Source organism: Microbacterium yannicii PS01 (assembly GCF_000304335.1).
Lineage (GTDB): Bacteria > Actinomycetota > Actinomycetes > Actinomycetales > Microbacteriaceae > Microbacterium > Microbacterium yannicii_A.
The window spans coordinates 1-25,023 of the sequence record NZ_CAJF01000002.1 but is presented as its reverse complement, the minus strand read 5'-3'; the positions used below and the strand labels follow the sequence as shown (position 1 = coordinate 25,023).

Here is a 25,023-nt window from a genome sequence, read left to right as displayed (position 1 = left end):
CCGCCCCAGTGGGGCGGGCCTCTCCAAGACGGAGCGGTTCGGCGTCAGAGCGCGGAGACCTGCTTGGCGATCGCCGACTTGCGGTTCGCCGCCTGGTTCTTGTGGATGACACCCTTGCTGACGGCCTTGTCGAGCTTCTTGGTCGCCGTCGCCAGGGCCTTCTCAGCCGCGGCCTTGTCGCCCGTGGCGACCGCCTCGCGCGTGCGGCGCACGTGCGTCTTCAGCTCGCTCTTGACGGCCTTGTTGCGCTCGCGCGCCTTCTCGTTGGTCTTGTTGCGCTTGATCTGCGACTTGATGTTCGCCACGTGTCGACGTTCTTTCGTTCGGAGTGAATCGGATGGAGTTGCCGTTCGGCGAGAGAGGGCGCCTGGCGGCGATCGTGGGGGAGGAAACCCACACGCAAGCCAAACAAGGATTCTATCAGGTCTCGCGCGACGGTCGTGACTCGGCCAACGGAGTCGTCGCGGACGCCTCGACCGTGGCGATCGCCACGTCCAGCAAAGCGTTGAACACCGTCGGTCGCATCGCGGTGACGAGGTGACTCGTGCGCGGCACGACGATGAGCTCGGCGTGGGGCGCCACCCGCTGGAACAGGCGCTCGTTCAGGCGCAGCTGATCGTACTGTCCGTTGATGAACCACAGCGGCACCTGGATCCGGCGCAGCGCGGCGAGCAGATCGAGCACCGACAGGCTGCGCAGTGCCTCGTCCTGCGTGTCGAATGCGTAGCCGCCCGCTCCGAAGTCCGCTCGCGTCTCCTGCGGCAGGGTGAGATACAGCATGTTCTTCGTAAGCCACATGCCGCGGTCGGGAAGAGCGTCGAAACCTCGGGCGAGCAGGCGGTAGGTCCTCAGACCGATGCCCCGCGGGATGGCCGTGCACGACGCCGCGATGAACCCGGCGACCGGGGGCGGATCCTCCCGGCCGACGTACTCGATGGAGACCAGCCCTCCCATGGAGTGACCGGCGAGCAGGACGGGACCACGGGCCGCGGCATCCATCACCGCCTCGTCGATGGTCGCCAAGGCGCGTTCCAGCGAGTACTCCTCGGTCATGCGCGACCCATGCCCCGGCAGGTCGACGGCGACGACGGGGATGTCCCGCTCACGCAGATGTGCGACCTGTGCGCGCCACATGGTGGCAGACGTCCGGATCCCGTGCACGAGCACGACCTGGACCACCACCCGCTCAGGCTAGCCGGACAGCGTCGTGCGTAGCATGGCGGCATGCCGCAGATCGCCCCTCACGTCGCGCTCATGCCGGGATCGGGCGTACGGCACATCCTCGAGCAGGCGCTGCGCAGACCCGGCACGATCATCCTGGCGGTAGGCGAGCCTGGCGCGGTCGCCCACGCCGGGATACGGGATGCCGCAGCCACCGCATGGCGGGACGGCGCCATCCGGTACACCCCGAACGGCGGCATCTCCGAACTGCGTCGCGCGATCGTCGACAAACTGGCGCGCGAGAACTCGCTTCACGTGGACGTCGAGCAGGTGTGGGTCACCGTCGGTGCCACGCAGGCGCTTCATCTCGCCATGGCGCTGACCCTCTCGCGAGGGGATGAGGTGCTCGTCCCGGATCCGGGCTACACGACCTTCACGATGAACGCGCACCTGCTCCAGGCGATGCCGGTGCCCTACCCTCTGCGGGCCGAGCGGGACTTCCAGCCGGACCTCTCGGAGTTGGAAACCCTCGTCACGCCGCGCACCCGCGCGATCATCGTCAACACGCCGTCCAACCCGCTGGGCTCGACCTTCGACCGCGAGACGCTCGGAGCGCTTCTCGATCTGGCACGTCGCCATGACCTCTGGCTCATCAGCGACGAGGTCTACGAGCGGTTCACGTGGGGCGAGCGACACGTCAGCCCGGCGACCCTCGACGACGACGACCGGGTGCTCTCGGTGTTCTCGATGTCGAAGACCCACGCCATGACCGGCGCCCGTGTGGGATGGCTGGTCACGCCGCCCGGATGGCGGCAGACCATGCTGCGCGTGCAGGAGTCGGTCGTCAGCTGCGTGGACGAGCCGTCACAGCGGGCCGCGGTGGCAGCGCTCGAAGGGGACCAGGCGCAGGTGGATCGCGCGGCGGCGCACTACCGCGACAACCTCGCGGCGGCGACCGCGCTGCTGGACCGGCGAGGCCTTCGCTACCTGGATCCGACCGGCGCCTTCTATCTGTGGATCGACGTCTCACATGTCTCGGATGGCGACGTGCTGCGGTGGTGCGAGCGATTCCTCGACGAAGCGCAGGTCGCCGTCGCGCCCGGCTCCGCGTTCGGGATCACGGGCGAGGGCTGGGTGCGGGTCTGCGTCGCCAGCGACCGGGCAGAGCTGCTCGAGGGCCTCGCGCGGATCCCCGCGCCCGCGTGACCGGGGGCGAGCGGGGCCGATCGGCCGGCCGCCGCCGCACGGTCAGGGTCCCGGCATCCGGCACCCGTACAATCGTCTGGACATGTCACCCCGCGCCCTGAAGCCTCTCGAGCCGTCCGCGACCCCTCCTGAGCTGATCCGCAACTTCTGCATCATCGCCCACATCGACCACGGCAAGTCCACGCTGGCCGACCGCATGCTGCAGATCACCGGCGTGGTCTCGGACCGCGACATGCGCGCCCAGTATCTGGACCGCATGGACATCGAACGCGAGCGCGGCATCACGATCAAGTCCCAGGCGGTCCGCATGCCGTGGCAGGCCGAGGGGTCGACGTTCGCCCTGAACATGATCGACACTCCCGGGCACGTCGACTTCACCTACGAGGTGAGCCGCTCGCTCGCCGCGTGCGAGGGCGCGATCCTGCTCGTCGACGCGGCGCAGGGCATCGAGGCCCAGACGCTCGCCAACCTGTATCTCGCCCTCGAGAACGACCTGCACATCATCCCCGTCCTGAACAAGATCGACCTTCCCGCGGCCGACCCGGACCGATTCGCGAAGGAGCTCGCCGGTCTGATCGGCGGCGACCCCGACGACGTCCTCCGCGTCAGCGGCAAGACAGGTCAGGGTGTCGAGGAGCTTCTGGACCGTCTGGTGCGTGAGATCCCCGCCCCGCAGGGCGACCCGGACGCCCCTGCCCGCGCGATGATCTTCGACTCGGTCTACGACTCCTATCGGGGCGTGGTCACCTACGTCCGCATGGTCGACGGCAAGCTCTCGCCGCGCGAGCGCATCCAGATGATGTCGACCGCAGCGACGCACGAGCTCCTCGAGATCGGGGTGTCGAACCCTGAGCCGACCCCGTCGAAGGGTCTCGGCGTCGGCGAGGTCGGCTACCTGATCACCGGTGTGAAGGACGTGCGCCAGTCGAAGGTCGGCGACACGATCACCACGCACCGCAAGCCGGCGACCGACGCGCTTCCCGGCTACACCGACCCCAAGCCCATGGTCTTCTCGGGCATCTACCCGATCGACGGCAGCGACTACGCCGAGCTGCGTGAAGCGCTCGACAAGCTGAAGCTCTCGGACGCCTCGCTGCAGTACGAGCCCGAGACCTCGGTCGCCCTGGGCTTCGGCTTCCGCTGCGGCTTCCTGGGCCTGCTGCACCTCGAGATCATCACCGAGCGCCTGGCGCGCGAGTTCGATCTCGACCTCATCACGACGGCGCCGAGCGTCATCTACGAGGTCATGACCGATACCGGCGAGACCGTCACGGTCACCAACCCGAGCGAGTACCCCGACGGACGCGTCGCGGCGGTCAGCGAACCGGTCGTCAAGGCGGCGATCCTCACGCCCAAGGACTACGTCGGCACCGTCATGGAGCTCTGCCAGTCGCGCCGCGGGACGCTGCTGGGCATGGAGTACTTCAGCGAGGAGCGCGTCGAGCTGCGCTACAACATGCCGCTCGGCGAGATCGTCTTCGACTTCTTCGACCAGCTCAAGTCGCGGACGCAGGGCTATGCGAGCCTCGACTACGAGCCCGCCGGCAGCCAGGAGGCCGACCTCGTGAAGGTCGACATCCTGCTGCAGGGAGACAAGGTGGACGCGTTCAGCTCGATCGTGCACCGCGAGAAGGCGTACGCGTACGGCACGATGATGACCGAGCGCCTGCGCAAGCTCATCCCGCGGCAGCAGTTCGAGGTGCCGATCCAGGCGGCGATCGGTGCCCGGATCATCGCACGAGAGAACATCCGCGCCATGCGCAAGGACGTGCTCGCCAAGTGCTACGGCGGCGACATCAGCCGCAAGCGCAAACTCCTCGAGAAGCAGAAGGAGGGCAAGAAGCGCATGAAGATGGTCGGTCGCGTCGAGGTCCCCCAGGAGGCGTTCATCGCCGCGCTGTCGGGAGACGTGGACGGAAAATCGGCCAAGTAGGCTGAGTGTCATGCGTCGAGGAACATTCCGGGACGACACCGTCGACTACGCCGCCGTCGGGGCGACGCAGGCGGCGGACCTCATGCACTTCCCGCCGGAGCGGAGCATCCCGGCCGAGGAGTCCTGGCGGATCGGCAGCGGCGAGGCCCGCTTCCGCGCCGCGGGCGAGGCCCTGCTGTCGTGGACGGCGCAGCGCGGAGCCGGTCTGACTCTCAAGGACGTTCGTCCCGCGTCGGGCCCGATGTACTCCGGGGTGAGCTTCGACGCGGAGGGCAACGCGGTCGCGCCGAGCCGCACCGAGACCGACCTGCGCTACGACTCCGACGGCACGCCGTACGTCGGCGCCGGTACGACGGTGCGGGTGGACGGTCGCGTGGGCGGGATGCGAGCGGATGCCGAGCTCCGCGTCATCTTCGCCGTCGAGGAGCCCCGACGCATCGGCTTCGCGCTGGGCACCGTGGGTGAATCCGTGGTCAGCGGCGAAGAGTCCTTCATGCTCGACTGGCACGACAACGACGAGGTGTGGTTCACCGTCCGGGCCTTCGATGCGCCTCGCGCCATGCTGTACCGGATGCTTCCCGCTCTCGTCCGGCGACGCCGCCGCGAGCTCTTCACGCGCTACCTGCGGGCGATCTCGCCCCTCTACTCCACGCCTGCCTGAGTCGCCGATGGGCTCTGCTCTTCCTCTCGGCGAGCCCGTACCGGCGGACGGGTCGCTTCCCGCCGGCGTGCGGATCGATGCGGCCGTGCCCTTCAGCGTCTATCTGCATGTGCCGTTCTGTCGCGTGCGCTGCGGCTATTGCGACTTCAACACGTACACGTCCTCAGAGCTGCGCGATGCGCGCCAGGACGAGTACGCCGACACGCTGCTGCGTGAGATCGGCGTCGCCGGCTCGGTGCTCGATCGCGCCGGCGGGCGACGACCCGCCACGACCGTGTTCTTCGGCGGCGGCACCCCGACGCTCCTTCCGCCCGGCGATCTCGGCCGCATGCTCGATGGCGTGCGCACCGCCTTCGGGATCGAGGACGGAGCCGAGATCACCGTCGAGGCCAACCCCGACACCGTGACCGCGGACGTCGTGGCCGAGCTCGCGGCATCCGGGGTCACCCGGCTGTCGGTCGGCATGCAGTCCGCCGTCCCGCACGTTCTGGCGGCCCTCGATCGCACGCACGATCCGGCGAATGTGCGGACGGCGGTGTCGGCGGCTCGTGGCGCGGGGCTCGATGTCAGCGTCGATCTCATCTACGGCGCCCCGGGGGTAGTCCCTCGACGACTGGCGCGCGTCGGTCGACGCGGCTATCGGGCTCGAGCCCGATCACATCTCCGCCTACGCCCTCATCATCGAGGACGGCACGAAGCTGGCGCGGCAGATCCGGCGCGGCGAGGTCGCCGCTCCCGACGACGACCTGCAGGCCGACATGTACGAGCTGGCCGACGACACTCTCGCCGCCGCGGGATTCGAGTGGTACGAGGTGTCGAACTGGGCGCGCGAGGATCGCCGGCGGTCGCGTCACAACCTCGCCTATTGGACCGGCGCCGACTGGTGGGGCTTCGGGCCGGGCGCTCACAGCCACATCGGCGGAGTGCGCTTCTGGAACGTCAAGCACCCGTCCGCCTACGCACAGCGCCTCCGCGCGGGGGAGTCCCCGGCAGCGGGACGCGAGACGCCCGATGCCAGCGCCCGCGCGCTCGAGAACGTACTGCTGCGCACCCGTCTCCGTGAGGGACTCGAGGTCGCCGAGGTGCCGTCGGACGGGCGCCGCGCCGTCCCGGGGCTGATAGCGGACGATCTGGTCGACGGGCGCGCCGCCCTCGGCGGTCGCATCGTGCTCACCCGTCGCGGACGCCTCCTCGCCGACGCGGTGGTGCGGGCCCTCACACCATGACGCGCCTTCCGGCCCGGTCGCACCTCATCCGGTAGAATTGGCACTCGAGTAATGCGAGTGCCAGACGGCCTGGCGCCGACGGCCCTGGGGCCGAACGCAGCGGAGGAGGCGGGATGGTCAGCGAACGCGGGCTCGAAGTGCTGCGGGCGATCGTCCAGGACTACGTCGACACGCGCGAGCCGGTCGGCAGCAAGACGATCGTCGAGCGGCACGCTTTCGGCGTCTCCGCCGCGACGATCCGCAACGACATGGCCCTGCTCGAGGATGAAGAGCTGATCACCGCGCCCCACACCTCTTCCGGCCGCGTGCCGACCGACAAGGGCTACCGCGTCTTCGTCGACCACCTGGCCGAGCTGCGTCCGCTGAGCTCGGCTCAGCGCTCGGCGATCTCGGCGTTCCTCGAGGGCTCGGGCGATCTGGACGACGTGCTGGCACGCACGGTGCGCGCGCTCACCCGTCTCACCGGCCAGGTGGCGATCGTGCAGTATCCGTCCTTCGCTCGCGCCAACGTCACGCACGTGGAGCTCGTCCAACTGGGCGGGGGTCGGATGCTGGTGATCGTGGTCACCGACACCGGGCGCGTGTCGCAGCGCCTGACGTTCGTGCGCGACGAGTTCGACGACGCCGACCTGGCCCGCATCCGGGCCGAGTTGGGCACGCTCCTGGTCGGACGCCCGGTGCGGGAAGGCTTGCAGCGGATCGCAGATCGCCTCGGCACCGAACGCCCGCATGCCGCCGCGCACGAGGTCGCCACCGACGAGATCGTGAAGGCCGTCGCCGAAGAGCTCGAGGAGTTCCGGCAGGACAAGCTCGTGATGGCGGGAAGCGCCAACCTCGCGCGCAGCGAGGCGGACTTCCGCGGCAGCATCTACCCACTGCTGGAGGCCATCGAGGAGCAGGTGACCCTGCTGCGCCTCATGGGCGAGATGGTCACCGACGCGCACGGCCTGTCGGCCAGCATCGGCCGCGAGAACGAGCCGTTCGGCCTGGCCGAGGCATCCGTCGTCGCCAGCGACTACGACGCGACCGGCTCACGCGCCCGCGTCGGCGTCATGGGCCCGACGCGCATGGACTACCCCACCAACCTCGCGGCGGTGAGAGCCGTCGCGCGCTACCTCACGCGGATGCTCGAGGAAGACGAGAGCAGCCGCTGACGCGGACGCGCACACATGATCCCGCGGCCCGGCCGCGGCAGGAAGGCGAAAGTGGCTGACCACTACGAGGTCCTGGGCGTCTCGCGAGACGCCTCGACAGACGAGATCAAGAAGGCGTACCGGCGCTTGGCCCGCCAGCTGCACCCCGATGTCAATCCCGGCGAGGACGCGTCCGAGCGGTTCAAGCTCGTGACGCACGCCTACGACGTCCTCAGCGATCCCGAACAGCGGGCGCGTTACGACAGGGGCGGAGACGAGTCGCCCTTCGGCGGCGCGGGCGGTTTCGGCGGCTTCAATGACATCTTCGAGACGTTCTTCGGTGCGGCCGGCGGCTCGCGCGGCGGGCGTCCGCGGTCCCGGCGCGAGCGCGGCCAGGACGCGCTGGTGCGGGTGACGCTCGAACTGGGCGACGTCGTCTTCGGCGTGCATCGTGACATCGAGGTCGACACCGCGGTGCTGTGCGAGACGTGTCAGGGGTCGTGCTGCCAGCCGGGGACCAGCCCCGTGGCCTGCGACATCTGCCACGGCACCGGCCACGTGCAGCGCCAGGTGCGCAGCCTTCTCGGCAACGTCGTCACCAACCAGCCCTGCAACGTGTGCCAGGGCTACGGCACCACCATCCCGTACCCGTGCGCGACCTGCCAGGGTCAGGGCCGGGTGCGGGCCCGCCGCACCGTCTCGCTCGACATCCCCGCCGGCGTCGAGACGGGGCTGCGGCTGCAGCTCCCGGGCTCCGGCGAAGTGGGACCGGCGGGCGGTCCGAACGGCGATCTCTACATCGAGGTCTCGGTCTCGCCGCACGAGGTCTTCAGCCGGGACGGCGACGACCTCCTCGCCACCCTCGAGGTATCGATGCCCGACGCGATCCTGGGAACCACCACGACGATCACCTCGCTCGACGGCGCCGTGGACCTCGAGATCCGGCCCGGCGTGCAGGCCGGCGACGTCCTGACGATCAAGGGACGCGGCATCACACCGCTGCGCGGTTCCCAGCGCGGCGACCTCCGCGTCGGAGTGCATGTCGTCACGCCGACGCGCCTCGATGCCAAGGAGCGGGCGCTGATCGAGGACTTCGCGAAGCGGACGAAGGCGCCGGGCCCGAAGCTGGCGGAGTTCCACCAGGGACTCTTCGCGAAGCTGCGCGACCGCTTCCGGAACGGGTGATCCGTGCCCCTGCACTTCCTCGTCGATGAGGCGACCCACGTCGCCGGCGATGCGGTCGTCCTGACCGGGGCCGAGGCGCACCACGCCGCCGCCGTGCGGAGGGTGCGCGCGGGGGAGGAGGTCACGGTCGGCGACGGCCGCGGCGCCTGGCTGACCGGCGAGGTCGAGACGGCGACGGCCCGTGAGGTCGTCGTGCGCGTGCACTCGCGCGATGACGTGGCGCCGCCGGAGCGCCGCCTCGTGCTCGTGCAGGCTCTCGCCAAGGGGGACCGGGACGAACTCGCGATCCAGGCCGCGACCGAGCTCGGCGTCGATGAGATCGTGCCGTGGCAGGCTGCCCGCAGCGTCTCTCGCTGGGATGCGGCGAAGGAGCTCAAAGCTCGCCAGCGGTGGGCCGGCATCGTGCGCGAGGCGGCGAAGCAGGCGCACCGTGCGTGGGTCCCCGACGTCGCAGCGCTGCACACGACGAAGGCGCTCGCGGGCACGGGGAGCGTCGTCCTCGTTCTCGAGCCCACGGCGACGGTGACACTGACCTCGGTCGACCTCTCGTCCGGCACCGGCGACATCGCCCTCGTCGTCGGCCCCGAGGGCGGCATCGCACCGGACGAGCTCGAGGTGCTCACGGCGAGCGGGGCGACGCTCGTGCGACTCGGCGACACCGTGCTGCGCACGTCGACCGCCGGTCCCGCCGCCCTCGCCGTGGTCAGTGCCGCCATCGGGCGATGGTGATGGCGCAGTCGTCGCTTCGCGCAGATGCCGCCGACCCCGCCGTGACCCCCGTCGATAGACTGAGGCAATGAGCGAACCGTCGATCTTCACGCGCATCCGCAACGGAGAGATCCCCTCCGAGATCATCGCCGAGACCGAGAACGCGTTCGCCATCCGCGACATCGCGCCCCAGGCGCCCGTTCACCTGCTGGTGATCCCCAAGTCCGAGGAGTACCGCAACGTCGTCGAGCTCGCTGCGGGAGATCCCGGGCTCATGGCCGAGCTTGTGGGCCTGGCGAACTCGCTGGCCTCGGAACACGCCGACGGTGACTTCCGTCTGGTTTTCAACACCGGCCCGAACGCGGGCCAGACCGTCTTCCATGTGCACGCCCACGTGCTCGCGGGGGGCCTCGAAGAGAAGAGCGTCGGTGCCTGACCCTGACCACACCTCCGATGACCATGTGACCGACCGCGTGTACGCCGACGGCGTCGCGATGGTGCAGCTGCTGGGACCGCAGGACCGCCTGCTGCGGGTCGTCGAGCGGGAGCATCCCGGAGTCGACGTGCACGTGCGGGGCAACGAAATCACCCTCACCGGCACAGCCGACGCGGTGGCCGCCGCCCGCTCACTCGTGGACGAGCTGCTCGCCATGACCAAGGCGGGTCACGCACTGGGCGAGGAGGACGTGTCGTCCTCCAATCGCATCCTCCGCACCGAAGGCGGGCCCCGCCCCTCCGAGGTGCTCGGCGAGGCGATCCTGTCATCGCGCGGCAAGGTGATCCGGCCCAAGACCCTCGGCCAGAAGGCCTACGTCGACGCGATCGAAGAGAGCACGATCGTCTTCGGGATCGGTCCTGCCGGCACCGGGAAGACCTACCTCGCGATGGCCAAGGCCGTGCAGGCCCTTCAGCGCAAAGAGGTCAGCAGGATCATCCTGACCCGTCCCGCCGTCGAGGCCGGCGAACGACTCGGGTTCCTTCCCGGCACGCTCACCGACAAGATCGATCCCTATCTGCGACCGCTCTACGACGCTCTCAACGAGATGATGGACCCCGAGCTGGTCCCCAAGCTGATGGCGACGGGAACCATCGAGGTCGCCCCGCTGGCATACATGCGCGGCCGCACGCTGAACGACTCGTTCGTGGTGCTCGACGAGGCGCAGAACACCACGCCCGAGCAGATGAAGATGTTCCTCACCCGACTCGGATTCGGCACCCGGATGGTCGTCACCGGCGACATCACGCAGGTCGACCTTCCGCAGGGCGCGTCCGGTCTGCGCCTGGTGACCCGCGTGCTGAAAGAGATCGACGACATCCACTTCGCGTACCTCACCAGCGACGACGTCGTGCGCCACAATCTGGTCGGTCGCATCGTCGATGCCTACAGCGAGTACGACGAGCGCCGGCTGGCCGCGCGGCGCGAGCGCGACGAGGCCACCGAGTTCTCGAACCGGGCCGAGCGACGCGCCGCGACGAGGCCTGCCGGCCCCCGCGACCACATCCCGAAGCGAGGACGCTCATGACGATCGAGATCGGCAACGAGTCGGGCATCGCCGTCGACGAGACGGTGCTCCTGCGACTCATGGAGCACAACCTCGCCGAGCTCCACGTCAGCGCCGAGGCGGACGTGGCGATCCTGCTCGTCGACGAGGGGGCCATGGAGTCGCTGCACGTGCAGTGGATGGACGAGCCGGGTCCGACCGATGTGCTCAGCTTTCCGATGGATGAGCTGCGACCCGGCACCGAGGACGCGCCCGCTCCTGCAGGACTTCTCGGAGACATCGTGCTCTGCCCGCAGGTCGCCGAGGCGCAGGCGGTCACGGCCAAGCACAGCACCCTCGACGAGCTGATCCTCCTGACCACGCACGGCCTTCTCCACCTGCTCGGCTTCGATCATGCCGAGCCGGAGGACGAGCGGGAGATGTTCGGTCTGCAGCGCGAGCTCATCGCCTCGTTCCACGCTGCAGAACGCCGACGACCCCGCGCATGACCGAAGCGCTCCTCCTCGTCGGCGCGGTGCTGCTGCTCGCATTCGGCGCCCTCATGGTGGCCATCGACGCCGCGCTCGGCGTGACATCGCGAGCAGACCTCGCGGAGCTCGGCGCAGAAGGCCACAACGCGAAGCCGCTTCGGCGGATCGCGGCCGATCCGGAAGCCCACGCGAACGCGGTCATCTTCATCCGCGTCCTCGCAGAGACGACGGCGGCGGTGCTGGTGACGGTCGCCTTCACGCTGCTGTTCGACAACATCTGGTGGGCGATGCTGGCCGCCGCCGTCCTCATGACGGGCATCTCGTACGTCGTGGTGGGCGCGAGTCCGCGCACCGTGGGGCGTCTCCACGCGAAGGGGCTGCTGCGCGGCGCCGCTCCGGTCATCCGCGGCGTCCGCATCCTCCTGGGGCCGCTGGCTCACGGTCTGGTGGCTCTCGGCACCCGCATCACACCCGGCGCGTCCCGCGGTTCTTCGTTCGCCTCCGAGGAGCAGCTGCTCAGCATCATCGACGAGGCGGCCGAGAACGAGCTCATCGAGGAGGACGACCGCGAGCTCATCCACTCGGTCTTCGACTTCACCGACACGTTCGTGCGGGCGGTCATGGTGCCGCGGACGGACATGGTGACCGTGGATGCCTCGGCGTCGACGCGCGCCGCCATGGCGATCTTCCTCGACAAGGGGATCTCGCGTGTGCCGATCGTCGACGACGAGGCCGACGACGTGGTGGGCGTGCTGTACCTCAAGGATCTCGTGCAGTTCGGGTTCCGCGACGAGGCCGGCTGGCGCGACGCCCCCATCAGCCGCATCGCGCGCCCGGCCGTGTTCGTGCCGGAGTCGATGAAGGCCGAGACCCTGCTGCAGCAGATGAAGCGTGACGCGGTGCACGTATGCCTGGTCGTCGACGAGTACGGCGGAGTGTCGGGCCTGGTCACCCTCGAGGACCTCATCGAAGAGCTGGTCGGCGAGATCTCGGACGAATACGATCCCCGCGCAGACGAGGTGACCGAGCTCGAGCCCGGGCACTATCGCGTGAGCGCGCGTCTCGGACTCGACGAAGTGGGGGACCTGTTCGGGATGGAGCTCGAGGACGAAGACGTCGACTCGATCGGCGGGCTGCTCGGCAAGGCACTCGGTCGCGTTCCGCAGCCGGGCGCGACCGCCGAGTATGCCGGACTCGTGCTCACCGGCGGCGCGTCACGCGGCCGCGGCCGCGGCATCTCGACGGTCTTCGTCGAGCGCGGCGCGCCGCGCCCGGACTCCGACAGATCGCCGCGCACCGGCGAGATCCGCATCAACGGAGCGCGCACCGCCGAGGTGCGCGTCTCCAAGAAGGGGGAGAGCCCATGAGCGACACCGCGGTTCCCGAATCCGAGGGCGCGCACGGCCGATCCGGCTTCGTCACCTTCGTCGGCCGGCCCAACGTCGGCAAGTCGACGCTGACGAACGCTCTCGTCGGCGAGAAGGTGGCCATCACGAGCGACAAGCCGCAGACGACGCGGCGCGCGATCCGCGGCATCCTGAACCGCCCGTCCGGGCAGCTCGTCATCGTCGACACCCCGGGGCTGCATAAGCCGCGCACGCTCCTCGGTCAGCGTTTGAACGACCTCGTCGAGCAGGTGCTCGGAGATGTCGACGTCATCGGGTTCTGCGTGCCGGCGACCGAGAAGGTCGGGCCGGGCGACCGCCGCATCGCGGAGTCGCTCGACGGCTACGGCCGCGCGAAGAAGGTCGCGATCGTGACGAAGACGGATGCCGCGACCCGCGAGCAGGTCACCGAGAGGCTCATCGAGGTCGATCAGCTGCGCGAGGATTGGGCCGCGGTGATTCCGCTGTCGGCACTGACCCGCGATCAGCTGGACGTCCTGACCGACGAGCTTCTCTCGCTCATGCCCACCGGCCCGGCTCTCTACCCGGACGGTGTCGTCACCGACGAGTCGACCGAGGACCGCATCGCCGAGATCATCCGCGAGGCGGCACTGGAGGGCGTGCGAGACGAGCTCCCGCACTCCATCGCGGTGACGATCGAGGACATGTCCGAGCGCGAGACGGGAAGCATGACCGACATCTACGCGAACGTGGTCGTGGAGCGCGACAGCCAGAAGGCCATCATCATCGGGCACAAGGGCTCACGGCTGCGGGATGTCGGTGCACGTGCGCGTGCCCAGATCGAGCCTCTCGTCGGCACACGCGTGTTCCTCAAGCTGCACGTGCGGGTGGCGAAGGAATGGCAGCGCGACCCCAAGCAGCTGGGACGCCTCGGCTTCTAGCCGAGATGCACATACGCGGGAGCGGGTGTAGCCTGAAGCCATGCGTGCACGCTCGCTTCTTCTTAGCTGCCGCGGCGAGGCCTCGATCTAGGGCCCTCTCGTCGCGGAGCTTCGTGGTGGGCCCGCTCAAGTGACGAGGAAGAAGCGACACCATGGAGAACACCCAGAAGCCTTCGGGCATGCCGATCCACAAGTATCGGCCGTTTCACGAGCAGATCCGGGTCGATCTGCCCGACCGCACGTGGCCTGCGCAGCGGATCACTCAGGCGCCGCGCTGGTGCGCCGTCGACCTGCGCGACGGCAATCAGGCGCTCATCGATCCGATGAGCCCCGAGCGCAAGCGCATCATGTTCGACCTGCTGGTCGGCATGGGGTACAAGGAGATCGAGGTCGGCTTCCCGTCGGCGAGCCAGACCGATTTCGACTTCGTGCGTCAGCTCATCGAGGAAGACCTCATCCCCGATGACGTGACGATCCAGGTGCTGACGCAGGCACGAGAGCACCTGATCGAGCGCACCTACGAGTCCATCGCCGGCGCCAAGCAGGCCATCGTCCATCTCTACAACTCCACCAGCGTGCTGCAGCGCGAGGTGGTGTTCCGGACCGATCGGCAGGGCATCATCGACATCGCCCTCGAAGGCGCGCGGCTGTGCCGTCAGTTCGAGAAGCGCGTGCCCGAGACCAAGGTCTTCTACGAGTACTCGCCCGAGAGCTACACCGGCACCGAGCTCGAGTTCGCCGTGGATGTCTGCAATCAGGTGCTCGACGTCTTCGAGCCGACCCCCGACCGCAAGGTCATCATCAACCTGCCGGCTACCGTCGAGATGGCGACGCCGAATGTCTACGCCGATTCGATCGAGTGGATGAGCCGCCACCTGAATCACCGCGAGAACGTCATCCTCTCGCTGCATCCGCACAACGACCGGGGCACGGCCGTCGCCGCGGCGGAGCTGGGCTACATGGCCGGCGCCGATCGCATCGAGGGGTGCCTGTTCGGGAACGGCGAGCGGACCGGCAACGTCGACCTGGTGGCGCTGGGCATCAACCTGTTCACGCAGGGGATCGACCCTCAGATCGACTTCAGCGACGTCGATCAGGTCAAGCGCACCGTGGAGTACTGCAACCAGCTGCCGGTGCACGAGCGCAGTCCGTGGGCGGGCGACCTCGTCTTCACCGCCTTCAGCGGATCGCACCAGGACGCCATCAAGAAGGGCTTCGAGGCAATGGATGCCCGCGCCGCCGCGGCCGGAGTGACCGTCGACGACATCGAGTGGGCGGTTCCCTACCTGCCGATCGACCCGAAGGACCTCGGCCGCTCGTACGAGGCGGTCATCCGGGTCAACTCCCAGTCGGGCAAGGGCGGAGTGGCGTACTTGCTGAAGAACGACCACGCCATCGACCTGCCTCGCCGACTGCAGATCGACTTCTCCGGCGTCGTGCAGGCCAAGACCGACGCCGAGGGCGGCGAGGTCACGAGCGAGCAGATCTGGTCGATCTTCCGCGACGAGTATCTGCCCTCCGAGATCGCCGACGAGCGCTGGGGACGGTTCGAGCTGCTGGCCACGAGCACACGCAGCGACATGTCGGGCGACGTCGCGCTGGACGTGACCCTGCGAGACGGTGACTCCAGCTACGAGGCATCCGGGCACGGCAACGGACCGGTCGCCGCCTTCCTCGAGGTCGTGCGCGAGCAGGGGTTCGACGTGACGCTCTACGACTACGTCGAGCACGCGCTCAGCGCCGGAGGCGATGCGCAGGCCGCGGCCTACGTCGAATTGCAGGTCGACGGCGAACGGCTCTGGGGAGTCGGCATCGATGGCGACATCTCGACAGCGTCGCTGAAGGCGATCGTGTCGGGCGTCAATCGGGCCATCCGCACGCGCGAGCGCTCGGGAGCGCTGGCGGGCGTCTGAGGCGGGTGACGGCGGACCGCGCGCGGTCCGCCGTCACCGCTTGACGATGGGGATCGTCGAGGTCTCGACGGCCACCTTGCGGCGATAGAGTGCCCGCTGCTCGGGCAGCGAGATGTCGAAGATCACCGCGAGCAGCCGGATGACCGTGGTCACGGCGATGCCGATCGCGGCGGCGATGACGATGTCCACGCCGAACTGCTCGGCGCCCGCGAGCACGAGGCATCCTGCGCCCGCTGCGACGGCGTAGAGCGAGCCGACGTGCATGATCGCGACCGGCAGGCCCATGATCATGTCGCGCAGGATGCCGCCGCCCACGGCCGCGCAGACCCCGACGAAGACCGCCGGGACCAGCGGCATGCCGAGGACGAGCGCCTTGCTGGTGCCGAAGGCGCCGAAGAGTCCGATGACGAGGGCGTCAAGTCCCACGATCACGGCATTCATGCGCTGGAACAGGCCCGCGAGGAGCATCCCCAGCAGAGCCGCCCCGGTCGCCGTCAGCAGATACCAGTTGCTCTGCAGTGTCGTGGGGGTGACGTTGAGCAGCAGGTCGCGGATCAGACCGCCGCCCATGCCCATCACGACGCCGATGATCGCGACACCGAGCAGATCCAGGCGGCGTTCCCCGCGGAATCCGGATGCGAAGAGCGCACCCTGGATTCCACCGAGACCGACAGCGATGAGGTCTGCCCACAGAGGGATCACGAAGGTCGGCTCGTCCACCCCTCCATTGTCCTGGTGCGACGGGTCTTGCGCGAAGCTCAGGGGATGTGGGTGCGTACCGCCGCCATGAACCCGTCGGGATCGTCGACCCACAGCCGCACGGCGTCGATCTCGGTGGGACGATCCGACAGGCGGACCGTCACCGGACGCTCGAGGAGTACCAGCAGGTTCGTCTCGTTCGCGATCCGTATCGCGAAGGTCCGGCCGTGCGCCTCGTCGCGAACCTTCGGCGCCTTCTCGGCGACGTCCCGCGCGCGCTCGACCGAGGCGATGACGTCCCAGGGGAGGTCGATGTCGAGATCGGCACCCAGGCGCGCGCGGATGCCCGCAGGTCCCACGGCGTGCGGTCGGGTGAGGTAGCTCAGCAGCAGCCCGATCATCCATGTGACGCCCCAGATGCCGAGCGCGAGGAGAGGGATACGGATCCACGGCCAGGGATGGACGATCAGGTCGACGATCGGGATCTCGACCGCCGAGAGCACGATGAAGACGACGAGGATCGTGAGGATCGGGGAGTGGTACGGGAACGCCTGGGCTCCCGCCGGCACCCGGGGGCGCCGGAAGATCCATCGGTACAGGCTCTGCCACACGCCGACCTCGGCGTGCCAGATGAATCGGGCGAAGCGCACGATACGGGTGCGCACCGGCGGCTTGTCCGCGGTGACGGTCATGCGAGCTCCGTCCTCTCGCTCTGTCGGGCGGCGTGCTCGGCGATGAGGGTGCGCAGCCGATCGTGAACGTGCTCAAGAGCGGTCAGCGCGGTGCGCACGGTCTCGTCGTCGAGTCCCGCGACCAGGTCGGCGCCCAGTGCCGTGTGCTCGGCATCCATGGTCTCCATGACCGACAGGCCTCGCTCCGTCAGCGTCACGAGAACGGCCCGGCGGTCGGTCGGGTGCGGGGCACGGCGAGCGAAGCCGGTCGCATGGAGCGCATCGACGAGGGTGGTCACATTGCGAGGCGTCACGCCGATCGCCTCTGCGAGCTGGATCTGCGTGGCAGGGCCTCCGTGGTAGAGCACCCACAGCAGGTGCGTGCGCGCCGGCGTGAGTCCGCGACGCTCGAGCTCGCTCTGCTGGTCGGCCTCCAGCAGTTGCGAGAGCGCGAGAAGAGTATCGAGAACCTTCGTACCGGACATAGTGAACAGTATACATAGTGTTACTGATCCATCGCGTCGCGCCCGCGCGGTGCCGCCGCCGCGCCGACGCCGAGAGCGATAATTGAGAAGTGCCCACCTACCGCGATGAAGTCGTGGTCCTGCGCACCCACAAGCTGGGTGAGGCCGACAGGATCCTGACGATGCTCAGCCGCCGGCACGGCAAGCTGCGCGCCGTCGCGAAGGGCGTCCGGCGCACCTCGTCCCGCTTCGGGGCGAGACTCGAGCCGTTCATGGTCGCCGACGTGCAGCTCTATCAGGGCCGGTCGCTCGACATCGTGCAGCAGGCCGAGTCGCTGGGATCGTACGGCGCCGATATCGCGGCTCACTACGACCGTTACACCTCGGCACACGCCATGGTCGAGACCGCGGACCGCCTGAACGAGGCCGAGGCCACGCCGCAGCAGTACCTCCTTCTCGTGGGCGGTCTGCGCGCGCTCTCCCGTGGCGAGCACGCGGCCCGCAGCGTGCTCGACTCGTACCTGCTCCGCGCGATGGCGCTGTCGGGCTGGGCGCCGGGCCTGGGCGAATGCGCGCGCTGCGGCAGGTCCGGCCCGCACGATACCTTCGTGGCCCAGCAGGGGGGCATGGTCTGCGCGCACTGCGCACCCACGGGCGCGGCGCGCGTCGACACCGCCACCGTCTCGCTGCTCGAGTCGCTCATGGCGGGGGAGTGGGAGCGAGTGGATGCCGCGTCCGCGGCGTCGTCGGCGGCTGCGTCCGGCCTCATCGCGGCGTACGCCCAGTGGCACCTCGAGCGCGGCATCCGTTCGCTCTCACATGTCTCCGCACCCCAGGAAGGCGACCGGTGACCCCGAAGCCCTACACGCACCGCGATGCCGTGCCGTACCGGCCGATCGACTGGACGGGAATGCACCCTCCGTCGTACGCGAAGGGAAGCGTGCCGCAGCATGTCGCCATCGTGATGGACGGCAACGGGCGGTGGGCGAACCGCCGAGGGCTCACGAGGGTGGAGGGGCACAAGGCGGGGGAGGAGGTGCTGCTGGACGTGGTCGCCGGAGCCATTCAGGCCGGCGTCAAGCACCTGTCGGTGTATGCCTTCTCGACCGAGAACTGGGCGCGCTCTCCCGACGAGGTGCGCTTCCTCATGGGCTATAACCGAGACGTCCTTCATCGCCGGCGGGATCAGCTCAACGAATGGGGCGTCCGCGTGCGCTGGTCGGGGCGCAAGCCGCGACTCTGGGGCTCGGTCATCAGCGAGCTGCAGTTCGCGGAGCGGCTGACCGAGAACAACGACGTGCTCACGCTGACGATGTGCATCAACTACGGCGGTCGGGTCGAGCTGGTCGACGCGATGCGCTCGATCGCCGACGATGTCGCGGCGGGACGCCTCAAGCCCTCGGCGGTGAGCGAGAAGCTCATCCAACGACGGCTGTACCAGCCGGACATGCCCGACGTCGACCTCTTCATCCGCTCCAGCGGCGAACAGCGGACGTCGAACTTCCTGCTGTGGGAGTCGGCGTACGCGGAGTTCGTCTTCCTCGACACCCTCTGGCCGGACTTCTCCCGGCAGGACCTCTGGCACGCGATCGACCTCTATCTCGGCCGTGACCGGCGGTTCGGCGGCGCCGTCGATCAGCCCGGAGCCCCTGCGCGTTGAACAGAACATTCATCGCGGCGCTGTTGACACCCACCGCTTCCCGGGGGTAAGCCGGACACAGGCATCGCGGCGACCCTGAGGGGCGGGCACGCACGACGGTCGGCCTGACCGGCGCCTGTGGCTCCGATCAGGGGGAACACATGCTGCACAAGCGCGAATCCGTCCGCGACAACCTGCTCGACGAGGTCTACTCCTCATCGGACTTCTCGGTCGCCATGCCGAAATACCGGATGCCGGACCGCGAGCACCTGGCTCGCCACGCCTATCGGGTCGTTGCCGACGAGCTCATGCTCGACGGCAACTCCCGTCAGAATCTGGCGACGTTCTGCCAGACGTGGGTCGAGCCCGAGGTCCGGCTGCTCATGGCCGAGTCGCTCGACAAGAACATGGTCGACAAGGACGAATATCCCCAGACCGCGGCGATCGAGGAACGCTGCGTCCACATCCTCGCCGATCTCTGGAACGCGCCCGATGCCGAGAACACGATCGGGACGTCGACCACCGGCTCGAGCGAGGCCGCGATGCTCGGCGGCATGGCCCTGCTGTGGAACTGGCGCGCACGGCGACGAGCGGCGGGTCAGCCCACCGATCGTCCCAATCTCATCACGGGGCCGGTGCAGGTGTGCTGGCACAAGTTCGCCCGATACTGGGACATCGAGCTGCGCGAGGTGCCCATGGAGGCGGATCGACTGCTCCTGACGCCCGAGGAGGTCGTCTCGCGCGTCGATGAGAACACGATCGGCGTCGTTCCGACGCTCGGGGTGACCTTCACCGGCGGCTACGAACCGGTGCAGGCGATCAGCGAAGCGCTCGACAAGCTCCAGGCTGACACGGGCCTGGACGTCCCGATCCACGTCGACGGCGCCAGCGGTGGCTTCCTCGCGCCCTTCGTCACACCGGAGATCGTCTGGGACTTCCGGCTGGCCCGCGTGAAGTCGATCAACACCTCCGGCCACAAGTTCGGGCTCGCGCCGGTGGGGGTCGGCTGGATCGTCTGGCGAGACACCGCCGAGCTCCCCGGGGAGCTCATCTTCAACGTGAACTACCTCGGAGGCAACATGCCCTCCTTCGCCTTGAACTTCTCGCGGCCGGGGGGCCAGGTCATTGCGCAGTACTACACGTTCCTCCGGCTGGGACGCGAGGGGTTCCGGAACGTCCAGCAGGCCTGCTACGACACCGCGGTGTACCTGGCAGAGGAGATTGCGAAGCTGGGTCCCTTCGAGATCATCAACGACGGACGCCCGGAGCACGGGATTCCCGCCGTGTCGTGGAAGCTCCGCGAAGACACGACCCACGGTTTCACGCTCTTCGACCTCGCGGACCGGCTGCGGACCCGAGGCTGGCAGGTGCCCGCCTACACGATGCCCGCGCACCGGGAGGACATGGCGGTTCAGCGCATCCTCGTCCGGCACGGATTCAGCCTCGACGAAGCGTCCCTTCTGATGGACGACTACAAGGCCGCGATGGCGCACTTCGACCGGCATCCGATCGTGACCTCCATGACGGAGCAGGAAGCCGGAACCTTCCACCATTGATCGCCCTCGGCCTTCGATCGTGAACAGGACGAGGCGCCTCCGACGCGAAGCGTGGGGCTTCGCCGTGGGGTCGGTGCTGTTCGCACTCGGCGCCGTGCCGTGGTACGCCGACGCGGTTGGCAACGTGTGGGATGCCGCCACCTTCTTCGCCGGTTCTCTCTTCTTCACGCTGGCCGCCTTCATCCAGCTCGCGCTCAGCGGTCGGCGGCCGCCGCGCCGTGCTTCGTCGACGGCGGCGTACGCAGACTGGTGGTCGGCCGCGATCCAGTTCGTCGGCACCCTCCTCTTCAACGTCTCCACGCTCACGGTGCTTGTCGCCGCGCTTCGCGCGTCTGATCGGGCCACAGCCGGCTGGCTCCCTGACGCGTGGGGCTCGGCGGCGTTCCTGCTGGCCAGCGCGCTTGCGCTGGTCGCTGCCGCGCGCAGTCACGACCTCTGGGATCCCGACGCGCGCACGTGGCACGGCACCTGGCTGAACATGGCGGGGTCCATCGCTTTCGGATTCTCCGCCGTCGGCGCATACGTCGTGCCCGCCACCGGAGACCTGTTCAATCTGCGCTGGCTCAATCTCGGCACCTTCCTCGGCGCCGCGTGCTTCTTCTTCGCGGCGGTCCTCTCGCGCCGGAATGTCGAACGAGCGGGTTGACATGGCGCGGCCATGCATGCGCAGGAATACGGACGAGTGATGGACGCGTTGCACCCGACATGACGGATGCCATCAAGATCGACGTGTGGAGCGACATCGCCTGCCCCTGGTGCTACATCGGCAAGCGGAATCTCGAGAAGGGCCTCGCCGAAGCGTCTCGCGATGACGACGCGCCCGCGGTCGAGGTGACGTTCCACTCGTTCGAGCTCTCGCCCGACACCCCCGTCGATTTCGAGGGGGACGAGCTGGACTTCCTGTCTCATCACAAGGGCATGCCGCGAGAGCAAGTCGTGGAGATGCTGGATCGCGTCACGGGCGTCGCCGCCGATGCCGGTCTCGAGTACCGATTCGATCTGCTCCAGCACACGAACACCGTGAAGGCACATGAGCTTCTGCATTTCGCGAAGGAGCAGGGCCGCCAGCACGACATGGCCGAGCGCTTGATGGCCGCGTACTTCACCGAGGGGCGCCACCTCGGCCGCGAGGACGAGCTGGTGGACCTCGCTGAGGATGCGGGACTGGTCGGCGATGCGGCGCGTGAGGCGCTGCGCAGCGGCCGCTACCTGGATGCCGTGCGCGCGGATCAGCAGGAGGCTCGTGCGTTCGGCATCAATGGCGTCCCGTTCTTCGTGATCGACGGCAAGTACGGGGTGTCGGGCGCTCAGCCCGCCGAGGCGTTCAGCCAGATCGTCCGCCAGGTCTGGGCAGAGCACCGCGAGCCCGCCGGCGTCGAGTCCTGAACCGGCGCCGTTCTTCTCAGCGGGGCAGGTGCGCCTCGATCACCTCGACGACGGCCGGGTCGTCGGGCTTCACGTTGGGACGGAAGCGATGGATGCCGCCGCCCGGCGTCACGACGAACTTCTCGAAGTTCCAGCGGATCGGGCCTTTTTTGCCGTCGGCGTCGCGAGCCCTCTTCAGCGCCTTGTACAGCGGTGCGGCCTTGCCGCCATTGACCTTGACCTTGTCGACGACCGGAAAGGTCACCCCCCACGTGACCGAGCAGTACTCGAGGATCTCGTCCATCGAACCGGGCTCCTGACCCATGAACTGGTTGCAGGGAAAGCCCAGGACCGTGAAGCCGCGATCGGCGTACGCCCGCTGCAGCTGCTCGAGCTGCTCGTACTGCGGGGTGAGCCCGCACTTGGAAGCGACGTTGACGACCAGGACGACCTGGTCGCCGTAGTCGGCCAGGCTCGCGGTGCCGCCCTCGGCGGTGTGGAAGGGGATATCGCGCAGATCGGTCGCCGTCGTCTCGGTCATATCCCCAGGCTAGGTGGTCCGATTCAGCGAAGGGCGAGATTCCTCTGGGAGAATGAAGACGTGACCACTGCCATCGCGCCCGCGCGGACCCTCCGCATCGGGCCCATCGAGCTCGACGCTCCCGTGGTGCTCGCACCCATGGCCGGGATCACGAACACCGCGTTCCGTCGCCTGTGCCGCGAGTACGGCGCCGGTCTGTACGTGAGCGAGATGATCACGACGCGCGCGCTCGTCGAGCGCAACGCCACCACGATGCGGCTCATCACGCACCATGAGTCCGAGCGGCCGCGTTCGATCCAGCTCTACGGCGTGGATCCCGCCACCACCGAGGCCGCCGTGCGGCTCCTGGTGGAAGAGGATCGTGCCGATCACATCGACCTGAACTTCGGGTGCCCGGTCCCCAAGGTCACGCGCAAGGGCGGAGGAGCGGCACTGCCCTGGAAGCTCGGGCTCTTCCGCGACATCGTCACCCGCGCCGCCCGCGCGGCGGGGGACGTCCCGCTCACCGTGAAGATGCGCAAGGGCATCGACTCCGACCACCTGACCTACCTCGATGCCGGTCGCATCGCCGAGGACGCCGGCGTCGCCGCCGTGGCGCTCCACGCCCGCACCGCCGCCGAGTTCTACTCGGGCCAGGCCGACTGGCCGGCGATCGCCAAGCTCAAAGAGACCGTGACAAGCGTGCCGGTGCTCGGGAACGGCGACATCTGGTCGGCCGAAGATGCCGCCCGCATGATGGTCGAGACGGGCTGCGACGGGGTCGTCGTCGGTCGCGGATGCCTCGGGCGCCCCTGGCTGTTCGGAGACCTGGCGCGTGCGCTCGGCCAGCCCGGCGCGGCCTCGGCCGAGCCGGTGGATGCGACGCTGGGCTTCGTGGCCCGCGCGTTCCGTCGCCACGCCGAGCTGCTCGTGGAGTTCTTCGAGGACGAGGTGCGGGGCTGCCGCGACATCCGCAAGCACGTCGCGTGGTACCTCAAGGGCTATCCCGTCGGCGGTGAAGTGCGTGCCGCGCTCGCCACCGTCTCCAGCCTCAGCGAGATCGACGATCTCCTCGGCACGCTCGACCTGGATGCGCCGTATCCCGGTGCAGCCGCCGAAGGCCAGCGCGGTCGCGCCGGAACACCCAAACGCCCGGCTCTGCCCGACGGCTGGCTGAACACGCGGGATCTCGGAGCCGAGGCATCCTGCGCCCTCGCCGATGCGGAACTCGACCACAGTGGCGGCTGACGTCGACGCCGCGTCGCTGCGTCCGCCCGGGTACGACGACGCCGATGCCGCGCGGTTCCATGCGGAGCGGCACCGCTCGCAGCGCGACGACTTCGCCCGCGATCGCGCGCGTGTGCTGCATTCGGCCGCGCTGCGGCGACTGGCCGCGAAGACACAGGTGCTGAGTCCCGCGAGTCCCGCGGACTTCGCGCGCAACCGTCTGACCCATTCGCTCGAGGTGGCGCAGGTCGGGCGAGAGCTCGCCACCTCGCTCGAACTCGCCGCGGACGTCGTCGATGCGGCATGCCTGAGCCATGATCTCGGGCACCCGCCGTTCGGGCACAACGGCGAACGCGCCCTCAACGAGTGGGCGGAAGGCTTTGGCGGCTTCGAGGGGAACGCGCAGACCCTGCGCATCCTCACGCGCCTCGAACCCAAGTCGGTCGACGCCGATGGCCGCAGCTTCGGCCTGAATCTGACCCGAGCGAGCCTCGACGCGTCGTGCAAGTACCCGTGGACGGCGGACCACCCGCTCCCCGACCCGGGTGGGCGCCTGAAGTTCGGCGTGTATCCCGAGGACGAGGCCGTGTTCGCGTGGATGCGCGAGGGGGCCCCGGGTCGAGTCCGCTGCATCGAGGCAGAGGTCATGGACCTCTCGGACGACATCGCCTACTCCGTGCACGACTTCGAGGATGCGGTCGTCAACGGCTATCTCGATCCCGCCCGCCTCTCGGATGCCCGGGAGCATGATGCGCTGCTGACCGCGATCCAGTCCTGGGTCGGATTCGACTTCTCGCGCGACGAGCTCGAAGACGGTCTGTACCGGCTCATGCGCATGCCGGAGTGGATCGACTCCTTCGACGGGACGCGGGCCTCGCTGGCACGCCTGAAGAACCTGACCTCCGATCTCATCGGCCGTTTCGCGCGGGCGGCGACCACCGCGACGCGCGAGACGTATGCGACGTCGGTGCTGACCCGCTACCGTGGCCACCTCGTCGTGCCGCGCGTCGTCGAGGCCGAGATGGCGGTGCTCAAGGGCATCATCGGGGCCGTCGTGGTGTCGATCGAGGGCCGCAAGGACCTCTACAAGGAGCAGCGCCGCGTCCTGAAGCGACTTGCCACCGCACTGTGGGAGCGGCCGGAGGCGCTGGATCCGCTCCACGCGCAGGACCTTGCGACAGCCGACACCGACGCAGCGCGCCGAAGGGTCGTGGTCGATCAGGTGGCCAGCCTCACCGACCAGCTCGCGATCGCATGGCACGGAGCGCTCGTCGGACCCGTCGACGCGGCATCTCTCGGGGTGTGGGCGCCCGGAGCTCGCCCCATGGACGTTCGGCGCGCTGCGGCCGCCAGTCACTCCGAGGACCGCTGATGGCCGGGCGGATCCGCCAGGCGGACGTCGACGAGGTCAAGGCGCGGATCAACATCGCCGACATCATCGGCGAGCGGGTCGCCCTGAAGTCTGCCGGGGTGGGTTCGATGAAGGGCCTCTGCCCC

General features: G+C 68.8%; 25 protein-coding genes and 1 pseudogene. 20 read left to right on the top strand and 6 right to left on the bottom strand.

The genetic code is table 11. The annotated features are described in order from the left end of the window. Positions 1–44: 44 nt before the first annotated feature. Together rpsT and WYM_RS01380 are read right to left on the bottom strand one after the other, a co-directional pair. Positions 45–305, bottom strand: coding sequence for a 30S ribosomal protein S20 (gene rpsT, locus WYM_RS01385; protein WP_019179032.1), 261 nt, complete (start codon positions 303–305; stop codon positions 45–47). Positions 306–420: 115 nt separating this feature from the next. Next, entirely contained in the window at positions 421–1,182 is a 762-nt protein-coding gene (locus WYM_RS01380) for an alpha/beta fold hydrolase (protein WP_019179031.1), read from the bottom strand. A gap of 42 nt (positions 1,183–1,224) precedes the next feature. On the opposite strand from WYM_RS01380, the gene WYM_RS01375 reads away from it, so the two are divergent. The 13 genes and pseudogenes from WYM_RS01375 to leuA all read left to right on the top strand — a co-directional run bounded on the left by WYM_RS01375 (position 1,225) and on the right by leuA (position 15,385). After that, the gene (locus WYM_RS01375) at positions 1,225–2,367 is read left to right on the top strand and encodes a pyridoxal phosphate-dependent aminotransferase (protein ID WP_019179030.1); all 1,143 of its coding nucleotides are present in this window, start codon (positions 1,225–1,227) and stop codon (positions 2,365–2,367) included. An 82-nt stretch (positions 2,368–2,449) separates the two neighbouring features. Further along, the gene (gene lepA / locus WYM_RS01370) at positions 2,450–4,300 is read left to right on the top strand and encodes a translation elongation factor 4 (protein ID WP_019179029.1); all 1,851 of its coding nucleotides are present in this window, start codon (positions 2,450–2,452) and stop codon (positions 4,298–4,300) included. 10 nt (positions 4,301–4,310) lie between these two features. Further along, a complete protein-coding gene (locus WYM_RS01365; RefSeq protein WP_019179028.1) occupies positions 4,311–4,961 on the top strand; it encodes a DUF1990 family protein in 651 nt (216 codons plus the stop codon). Between the two features lie 7 nt (positions 4,962–4,968). Continuing rightward, positions 4,969–6,187 (top strand): annotated as a pseudogene (hemW, locus tag WYM_RS18960) (radical SAM family heme chaperone HemW). Positions 6,188–6,300: 113 nt separating this feature from the next. Continuing rightward, positions 6,301–7,341, top strand: coding sequence for a heat-inducible transcriptional repressor HrcA (gene hrcA, locus WYM_RS01355; RefSeq protein WP_019179025.1), 1,041 nt, complete (start codon positions 6,301–6,303; stop codon positions 7,339–7,341). 51 nt (positions 7,342–7,392) lie between these two features. Then, positions 7,393–8,505, top strand: coding sequence for a molecular chaperone DnaJ (gene dnaJ, locus WYM_RS01350; protein WP_019179024.1), 1,113 nt, complete (start codon positions 7,393–7,395; stop codon positions 8,503–8,505). Between the two features lie 3 nt (positions 8,506–8,508). Then, positions 8,509–9,234: a 16S rRNA (uracil(1498)-N(3))-methyltransferase gene (locus WYM_RS01345; RefSeq protein ID WP_019179023.1), complete on the top strand. Its 726-nt coding sequence runs from the start codon at positions 8,509–8,511 to the stop codon at positions 9,232–9,234. Positions 9,235–9,301: 67 nt separating this feature from the next. Then, positions 9,302–9,649, top strand: coding sequence for an HIT domain-containing protein (locus WYM_RS01340; RefSeq protein ID WP_019179022.1), 348 nt, complete (start codon positions 9,302–9,304; stop codon positions 9,647–9,649). A 58-nt stretch (positions 9,650–9,707) separates the two neighbouring features. Then, positions 9,708–10,736, top strand: coding sequence for a PhoH family protein (locus WYM_RS01335; RefSeq protein ID WP_083866117.1), 1,029 nt, complete (start codon positions 9,708–9,710; stop codon positions 10,734–10,736). Beyond that, positions 10,733–11,203, top strand: coding sequence for an rRNA maturation RNase YbeY (ybeY, locus tag WYM_RS01330; protein WP_019179020.1), 471 nt, complete (start codon positions 10,733–10,735; stop codon positions 11,201–11,203). The genes WYM_RS01335 and ybeY overlap by 4 nt, the downstream gene beginning before the upstream one ends. Continuing rightward, a complete protein-coding gene (locus WYM_RS01325; RefSeq protein ID WP_019179019.1) occupies positions 11,200–12,552 on the top strand; it encodes a hemolysin family protein in 1,353 nt (450 codons plus the stop codon). Before ybeY ends, WYM_RS01325 begins: the two co-directional genes overlap by 4 nt. Beyond that, a complete protein-coding gene (gene era, locus WYM_RS01320) occupies positions 12,549–13,472 on the top strand; it encodes a GTPase Era (protein ID WP_019179018.1) in 924 nt (307 codons plus the stop codon). Before WYM_RS01325 ends, era begins: the two co-directional genes overlap by 4 nt. Before the next feature lie 152 nt (positions 13,473–13,624). Next, positions 13,625–15,385 carry a 2-isopropylmalate synthase gene (leuA, locus tag WYM_RS01315; RefSeq protein ID WP_019179017.1) on the top strand — a complete coding sequence of 587 codons (1,761 nt, stop codon included), beginning with the start codon at positions 13,625–13,627 and terminating at the stop codon, positions 15,383–15,385. A 33-nt stretch (positions 15,386–15,418) separates the two neighbouring features. Here the strand turns inward: leuA and WYM_RS01310 are convergent, their stop codons facing one another. From WYM_RS01310 to WYM_RS18955, 3 genes are read right to left on the bottom strand one after another with little or no spacing between them, the layout of a single operon-like run. Next, complete coding sequence (locus WYM_RS01310) at positions 15,419–16,105, bottom strand: trimeric intracellular cation channel family protein (protein ID WP_019179016.1); 687 nt, start codon at positions 16,103–16,105, stop codon at positions 15,419–15,421. A 38-nt stretch (positions 16,106–16,143) separates the two neighbouring features. Beyond that, positions 16,144–16,776 carry a hypothetical protein gene (locus WYM_RS01305; RefSeq protein WP_019179015.1) on the bottom strand — a complete coding sequence of 211 codons (633 nt, stop codon included), beginning with the start codon at positions 16,774–16,776 and terminating at the stop codon, positions 16,144–16,146. Further along, positions 16,773–17,240 carry a MarR family winged helix-turn-helix transcriptional regulator gene (locus WYM_RS18955; protein ID WP_019179014.1) on the bottom strand — a complete coding sequence of 156 codons (468 nt, stop codon included), beginning with the start codon at positions 17,238–17,240 and terminating at the stop codon, positions 16,773–16,775. Before WYM_RS18955 ends, WYM_RS01305 begins: the two co-directional genes overlap by 4 nt. Positions 17,241–17,329: 89 nt before the next feature. Here WYM_RS18955 and recO point away from each other — a divergent pair, with 89 nt between their 5' ends. The 5 genes from recO to WYM_RS01275 all read left to right on the top strand — a co-directional run bounded on the left by recO (position 17,330) and on the right by WYM_RS01275 (position 21,800). Continuing rightward, positions 17,330–18,070, top strand: coding sequence for a DNA repair protein RecO (gene recO, locus WYM_RS01295; protein WP_019179013.1), 741 nt, complete (start codon positions 17,330–17,332; stop codon positions 18,068–18,070). Continuing rightward, positions 18,067–18,879 carry an isoprenyl transferase gene (locus WYM_RS01290; protein WP_019179012.1) on the top strand — a complete coding sequence of 271 codons (813 nt, stop codon included), beginning with the start codon at positions 18,067–18,069 and terminating at the stop codon, positions 18,877–18,879. The genes recO and WYM_RS01290 overlap by 4 nt, the downstream gene beginning before the upstream one ends. Positions 18,880–19,019: 140 nt before the next feature. Then, complete coding sequence (locus tag WYM_RS01285; RefSeq protein WP_019179011.1) at positions 19,020–20,414, top strand: glutamate decarboxylase; 1,395 nt, start codon at positions 19,020–19,022, stop codon at positions 20,412–20,414. 19 nt (positions 20,415–20,433) lie between these two features. Then, positions 20,434–21,060, top strand: coding sequence for an NADH-ubiquinone oxidoreductase (locus tag WYM_RS01280; RefSeq protein WP_051008028.1), 627 nt, complete (start codon positions 20,434–20,436; stop codon positions 21,058–21,060). Between the two features lie 59 nt (positions 21,061–21,119). Further along, complete coding sequence (locus tag WYM_RS01275) at positions 21,120–21,800, top strand: DsbA family oxidoreductase (protein ID WP_019179009.1); 681 nt, start codon at positions 21,120–21,122, stop codon at positions 21,798–21,800. A gap of 16 nt (positions 21,801–21,816) precedes the next feature. On the opposite strand, the gene WYM_RS01270 is transcribed toward WYM_RS01275, so the two are convergent. Then, entirely contained in the window at positions 21,817–22,320 is a 504-nt protein-coding gene (locus tag WYM_RS01270; RefSeq protein ID WP_019179008.1) for a glutathione peroxidase, read from the bottom strand. A 60-nt stretch (positions 22,321–22,380) separates the two neighbouring features. On the opposite strand from WYM_RS01270, the gene dusB reads away from it, so the two are divergent. Continuing rightward, entirely contained in the window at positions 22,381–23,547 is a 1,167-nt protein-coding gene (dusB, locus tag WYM_RS01265) for a tRNA dihydrouridine synthase DusB (protein WP_019179007.1), read from the top strand. Further along, on the top strand, positions 23,519–24,898 hold the full coding sequence (locus tag WYM_RS01260) for a deoxyguanosinetriphosphate triphosphohydrolase (protein ID WP_051008027.1): 1,380 nt from the start codon (positions 23,519–23,521) through the stop codon (positions 24,896–24,898). The genes dusB and WYM_RS01260 overlap by 29 nt, the downstream gene beginning before the upstream one ends. Positions 24,899–25,023: the final 125 nt, after the last annotated feature.

Coding starts and splice junctions, on each gene's coding strand:
- WYM_RS01305 (WP_019179015.1), bottom strand. CDS start 16,776: ATGACCGTCACCGCGGACAAGCCGCCGGTGCGCACCCGTATCGTGCGC.
- era (WP_019179018.1), top strand. CDS start 12,549: ATGAGCGACACCGCGGTTCCCGAATCCGAGGGCGCGCACGGCCGATCC.
- WYM_RS01260 (WP_051008027.1), top strand. CDS start 23,519: ATGCGGAACTCGACCACAGTGGCGGCTGACGTCGACGCCGCGTCGCTG.
- WYM_RS01375 (WP_019179030.1), top strand. CDS start 1,225: ATGCCGCAGATCGCCCCTCACGTCGCGCTCATGCCGGGATCGGGCGTA.
- WYM_RS01325 (WP_019179019.1), top strand. CDS start 11,200: ATGACCGAAGCGCTCCTCCTCGTCGGCGCGGTGCTGCTGCTCGCATTC.
- WYM_RS01270 (WP_019179008.1), bottom strand. CDS start 22,320: ATGACCGAGACGACGGCGACCGATCTGCGCGATATCCCCTTCCACACC.
- WYM_RS01340 (WP_019179022.1), top strand. CDS start 9,302: ATGAGCGAACCGTCGATCTTCACGCGCATCCGCAACGGAGAGATCCCC.
- hrcA (WP_019179025.1), top strand. CDS start 6,301: ATGGTCAGCGAACGCGGGCTCGAAGTGCTGCGGGCGATCGTCCAGGAC.
- leuA (WP_019179017.1), top strand. CDS start 13,625: ATGGAGAACACCCAGAAGCCTTCGGGCATGCCGATCCACAAGTATCGG.
- WYM_RS18955 (WP_019179014.1), bottom strand. CDS start 17,240: ATGTCCGGTACGAAGGTTCTCGATACTCTTCTCGCGCTCTCGCAACTG.
- ybeY (WP_019179020.1), top strand. CDS start 10,733: ATGACGATCGAGATCGGCAACGAGTCGGGCATCGCCGTCGACGAGACG.
- WYM_RS01275 (WP_019179009.1), top strand. CDS start 21,120: ATGACGGATGCCATCAAGATCGACGTGTGGAGCGACATCGCCTGCCCC.
- WYM_RS01365 (WP_019179028.1), top strand. CDS start 4,311: ATGCGTCGAGGAACATTCCGGGACGACACCGTCGACTACGCCGCCGTC.
- lepA (WP_019179029.1), top strand. CDS start 2,450: ATGTCACCCCGCGCCCTGAAGCCTCTCGAGCCGTCCGCGACCCCTCCT.
- WYM_RS01335 (WP_083866117.1), top strand. CDS start 9,708: ATGGTGCAGCTGCTGGGACCGCAGGACCGCCTGCTGCGGGTCGTCGAG.
- WYM_RS01285 (WP_019179011.1), top strand. CDS start 19,020: ATGCTGCACAAGCGCGAATCCGTCCGCGACAACCTGCTCGACGAGGTC.